The 5,009-nt window shown below is 65.2% G+C and carries 4 protein-coding genes; all 4 read left to right on the top strand.

Annotated features, from left to right (window positions below; genetic code table 11):
- Nucleotides 1-84 precede the first annotated feature (84 nt).
- Nucleotides 85-1,893, top strand: a complete 1,809-nt coding sequence (locus EN742_RS24125) for a glycerol-3-phosphate dehydrogenase/oxidase (RefSeq protein WP_128333363.1) — start codon at nt 85-87, stop codon at nt 1,891-1,893.
- Complete coding sequence (locus EN742_RS24120; protein WP_127404788.1) at nt 1,805-2,647, top strand: class I fructose-bisphosphate aldolase; 843 nt, start codon at nt 1,805-1,807, stop codon at nt 2,645-2,647. Before EN742_RS24125 ends, EN742_RS24120 begins: the two co-directional genes overlap by 89 nt.
- Nucleotides 2,640-4,163: an FGGY-family carbohydrate kinase gene (locus EN742_RS24115; RefSeq protein ID WP_127404787.1), complete on the top strand. Its 1,524-nt coding sequence runs from the start codon at nt 2,640-2,642 to the stop codon at nt 4,161-4,163. The genes EN742_RS24120 and EN742_RS24115 overlap by 8 nt, the downstream gene beginning before the upstream one ends.
- On the top strand, nt 4,160-5,009 hold an 850-nt coding region (locus EN742_RS24110; protein WP_189375541.1), incomplete at its 3' end, for a GMC family oxidoreductase N-terminal domain-containing protein. The genes EN742_RS24115 and EN742_RS24110, both read left to right, overlap by 4 nt.

Here is a 5,009-nt window from a genome sequence, read left to right as displayed (position 1 = left end):
CTGACAAATCTCGACGCCTGACCGCCACCTGTGAACCCGAAGCAAATCGAGCTGCCGTCCGCCGGACGGCCGAACGGCGAAGCCATGCCTGACCAGAGAAGCCTCATCCTCGACAAGATCCGCCAGGATGGCGCGTTCGATGTCGTCGTCGTGGGCGGCGGCATCAACGGCATCGGCGTTTTCCGCGAACTGGCGCTGCAGGGCCTGAAGGTGCTGCTGGTCGAGCGCAACGATTTCTGCTCGGGCTGCAGTGCGGCCCCCTCGCGCATGATCCATGGCGGTCTGCGCTATCTCGAGAATGGCGAGTTCGGCCTGGTGCAGGAATCGTTGCGCGAACGCGATGCGCTGCTGGCCAATGCGCCGCATATGGTGCGGCCATTGCCGACTGTAATTCCGATCCGCACCGTCTTCTCAGGGCTGATGAACGGGGCGGCAGGCCTTCTCGGGCTTTCTGAGGCTCCTTCCAGCCGCGGCGCACTGGCGATCAAGGCGGGGCTCGCGCTCTATGACTGGACGACGCGCAAGCGCCGGGCGCTGCCGCGCCACAATTTCCGCGGCGCCAGGATGACATTCGCGCAATGGCCGGCGCTCGACCCGATGCTGCGCTTTTCCGCCACCTACTACGACGCCTGGATCAGCTATCCGGAACGGCTGGGCATCGAACTGCTGCTCGATGCCGGACGCCTGGCGCCCGACAGCCTGGCGCTCAACCGCGCCGAGATCACGCGCGTCGGTTCAGCCTTCGAACTTATCGACACGACAACCAACGAGCGCTTCCCTGTCATCGCCAAGGCAATCGTCAATGCGACAGGCGCATGGCTCGATTCGGCCATCGCCCGGCTCGACGCATCCGAAAAGCCTGCTGCACCGCTGGTCGAGGGCACCAAGGGCTCACACCTCATCCTCAACAACGAGCCGCTTTACCAGGCACTTGGCGGCCACATGATTTTCTTCGAGAACGCCGACGGCCGGGTTTGCATTATGTTCCCCTATCTCGGCAAGGTGCTGGTCGGTTCGACCGATATTCGCGTCAGCGAAGCCAGACGCGTGCGCTGCGAACCGGCGGAAGCCGATTACATACTGGCGGCGGCGCGGTTGGTCTTTCCTGCCATTCCGATTCACGCCTCTGACATCGTGTTCACCTATAGCGGCATCCGGCCGCTGCCGAAGAGCAACCATGCCTTCACCGGCAGGATCTCGCGCGGCCACTCCGTGCATCGCATTGCCGGCGACATCCCGCAGTTCTGCATGATCGGCGGCAAATGGACGACCTTCCGCGCCTTCGCCGAACAGGCGGCCGATGCAGTGCTGGCCGAGCTTGGCCGCGAACGCCTTTGCGGCACGCTGACCATGCCGATCGGCGGCGGCCTCGGCTTCCCCCGGGACCCGGCGTCGCTGGCGGCCGATCTGGCTGGTGAGTTCGCGATCGGCGGCGCCCGCGCCGCCTATCTTGTCGACCGCTATGGCAGCGGTGCGCGCGACATCGTCCTGTTTTGCGTCGGGCGTCCCGACGATATCAGACTGGACAGCAGGACCGAAACGACGGCAGCCGAAATCGTCTACCTGACCCGGCATGAGTTCGTAACCTGTCTGTCGGACCTTATCCTGCGCCGCACATCGCTTGCCATTTGCGGCGACATCTCGATGGCAGCCATCGAACGCATCGCCGACGCACTGGCCGCCGAGCGCGGCTGGAGCGATGAGCATCGCGACCGCGAGGTGCAGGGCCTGGTTGCCGAACTCGATACCTATCACGGCGTCTCGCAGGAGATGCTCGACCAACGCACGATTTCAGGAGCAGAAAATGAAGGTCAGCGCCAAGGCCCGCATGAACCGGATGTTCACCAACGGCAATTGCCTCGACGTGGCGCTCGATCACGGCGTCTGCAATGAACCGGATTTTCTCGTCGGCCTGGAGGACATGCCGCGAGTCATCGACACGCTGATCGCGGCAGGTCCGGACGCGCTGCAACTCGCCTACGGGCAGGCCGATCTGTTGCAATCGCGGCCGGACAAGGACAAGCCGGCGCTGGTCATGCGCATCGACATGGGTAATCCTTACAACGCCCAGCGCCACCGCGTGATGTGGTCGATGCTGCAGAATCATGACGAGCCGATCATCGGCGCGCTGGAGATGGACGCAGCCTGCGTCGTCGTCAACCTGTTCATGCTTCCCGACGAGCCGGAGCTGTTTCGCCAATGTGTCGAAAACATCAGCAAGGTCCGCGCTGCCTGCCACAGATACGGCATGCCCTTGATGATCGAGCCGCTGGTGATGCTGGCCAACGATGTGCGCGGCGGCTACCAGGTCGACGGCGATGCCGAGAAGATCGTCACCCTGGTGCGGCTCGCCGCCGAAATGGGTGCCGACATCATCAAGGCCGATCCGACGGACCGGCCTGAGGATTTCCACCGCGTCGTCGAGGCGGCGCGCGTGCCGGTGCTGGTGCGCGGCGGCGGCAAGGACGACCTTAGGACCGTGCTGGCAAAATCGTCGGCCCTGCTCAGACAAGGCGCCAAAGGGCTGGTCTATGGCCGCAACATCTATCAGCATGCCAACCCGAAGGCGGTGGTCAACGCGCTGATGGCGATGATCCACAAGGACGCTGGCGGCGAGGAGGCCTGGGATATCTACAACAATGGCTGATCAGGCCGCATATCTGCTCGGTCTCGACGCCGGCAACACCATCATCAAGGCGGTGCTGTTCGACCTCGCCGGGCGGCAGGTCGCCATGCACACCGTCGCCGGGCGCTCGCACACGCCGCGGCCCGGCTATGTCGAACGCGACCTCGGCGATATGTGGGCCGCTGCGCGCGACGCCATCCGCCGCTGCATTGCGCAGGCTGGTATCGACGCACGCCAGATCGCCGCTGTCGGCTGCGCCGGCCATGGCAACGGCCTCTATCTGATCGACCGCGTTGGCGCCCCGCTGATCGGCATCCAGTCGCTCGACACCCGCGCCGCCGGCATGGCGGCGGAACTGGCTTCGCGCAACGCCGGGGCCCTGCACGCGATCTGCCTGCAAAAGCCCTGGCCGGCGCAGACGCCAACCTTGCTGGCCTGGGTCAAGCAGCATGAACCCGACCTTTATGCCGCGACCGGCACGGCGATGCTGTGCAAGGATTTCATCGCCTTTTGCCTCACCGGAGAGCAGGTGAGCGATGTCTCCGACATGTCCGGCTGCGGCCTCGTCCGCATGCCCGAAGGCATCTATGATGGCGAGCTTCTCGCGCTCTACGGCATCGAGGACGCGCAGGCAAAACTGCCGCGGCTGCTCGACAGCGCCGACATTGCCGGGGCGGTCACCGCCAGCGCGGCCGATGAAACCGGGCTGGCAGAAGGCACGCCGGTCATCGCCGGCTATTTCGACGTTGTCGCCAGCGCCATGGGGGCCGGCGTCGTGCGCCCCGGCGAAGCCTCGATCATTGCCGGCACCTGGTCGGTCAACCAGGTTTTCTCCGCCGCGCCGGTTGTCGATCCCGATGTTTTCATGGTCGCGCGTTTCGGCCCCGGCCGCTTCGTCAACATCGAATCCAGCGCGACATCGGCCGCCAATCTTGAATGGTACGTGCGCGAATTCGTCGAGCGCGGCAGCCACCACGACGATCCGTTCGGCCACTGCAACGCAGCTGTCGGCGAAGTCACGCCGGCCTGGGACGACCCGATTTTCCACCCGTTTCTCTACGGCTCGGGCCAGGGCGCCGAGTTCCGCGCCGGCTTCTACGGCCTGGCCGGCTGGCATAGGGAAGGCCATCTGCTGCGCGCGCTGTTCGAAGGCGTCATGTTCGAGCACCGGCGCCACATCGATGTGTTGAAACACGCCGGCGTCAGCTTCGACAAGGCGGTGCTGTCCGGCGGCGGCTCCCGCAGCGAACATTGGCCGCAAATCTTCGCCGACGGGCTCGGCGTACCGATCACCGTTCCTGAAGCCCGCGAGACCGGCGCGCTTGGCGCGGCGATCGGCGCCGGCGTGGGGGCCGGACTGTTCGCCGACTATGAGTCCGGCGTCGACGCCATGACCCGGTCACGCGCCGCCTACCGCCCGGATCCGGCCATGCAGCGACATTATGCCAGGCGTTATCGCGCCTATTGCGGCCTCGCCGATACGCTGCGATCGTTCTGGACCGAACAGGCCGCAGGACCAGGCAGAGCAGCAGAATGACCCAAAGGCTGGACGGCGACTACGACTACATCATCGTCGGCGCGGGTACGGCCGGCTGCGTGCTGGCCAACCGCCTGAGCGAAGATCCGGCGACGCGCGTGCTGCTGCTCGAGGCCGGCGGCAGCGACAATTACCACTGGGTGCACATTCCTGTCGGCTATCTCTATTGCATCGGCAATCCGCGCACCGACTGGATGATGAAGACGGCACCGGAGGCCGGCCTGAACGGCCGCTCGCTGGTCTATCCCAGGGGCAAGGTGCTGGGCGGCTGCACATCGGTCAATGGCATGATCTACATGCGTGGCCAGGCTGCGGACTATGATGGCTGGCGGCAGATGGGCAATGTCGGTTGGGGCTGGGACGACGTGCTGCCCTATTTCCTCAAATCCGAAGACCATCATGGCGGCAAGACCAGGCTGCATGGTTCCGGCGGCGAATGGAAAGTGGCGCGGCAGCGCCTGTCCTGGCCGATCCTCAACACAGTGCAGGACGCGGCGAAGGAATTCGGCATTATGCCGCGCGAGGATTTCAACGACGGCGACAATGAGGGTTCCGGCTTCTTCGAAGTGAACCAGAGCAAGGGTATACGCTGGAACACCGCCAAGGCATTCCTGCGCCCGGCGCTGCGGCGGCCCAACCTGCGGCTGGTCGCCAAGGCGCATGTCGAGAAGGTGCTGTTCGAGGGCAAGCGGGCTACGGGGGTCGGCTACCTCGCCGGCGGCGAGGCACGCCAGGCCAGCGCCAGGCGAGAAGTGTTGCTGACGGCCGGCGCGATCAACACGCCGAAACTGCTGGAGCTTTCCGGTGTCGGCCAGCCGGATCGCCTCGCCTCACTCGGGATCGATC

Source organism: Mesorhizobium sp. M4A.F.Ca.ET.020.02.1.1 (assembly GCF_004022645.1).
Lineage (GTDB): Bacteria > Pseudomonadota > Alphaproteobacteria > Rhizobiales > Rhizobiaceae > Mesorhizobium.
Note: the sequence above shows the minus strand (reverse complement) of the source record. Positions and strands in the feature narration are given on the sequence as shown.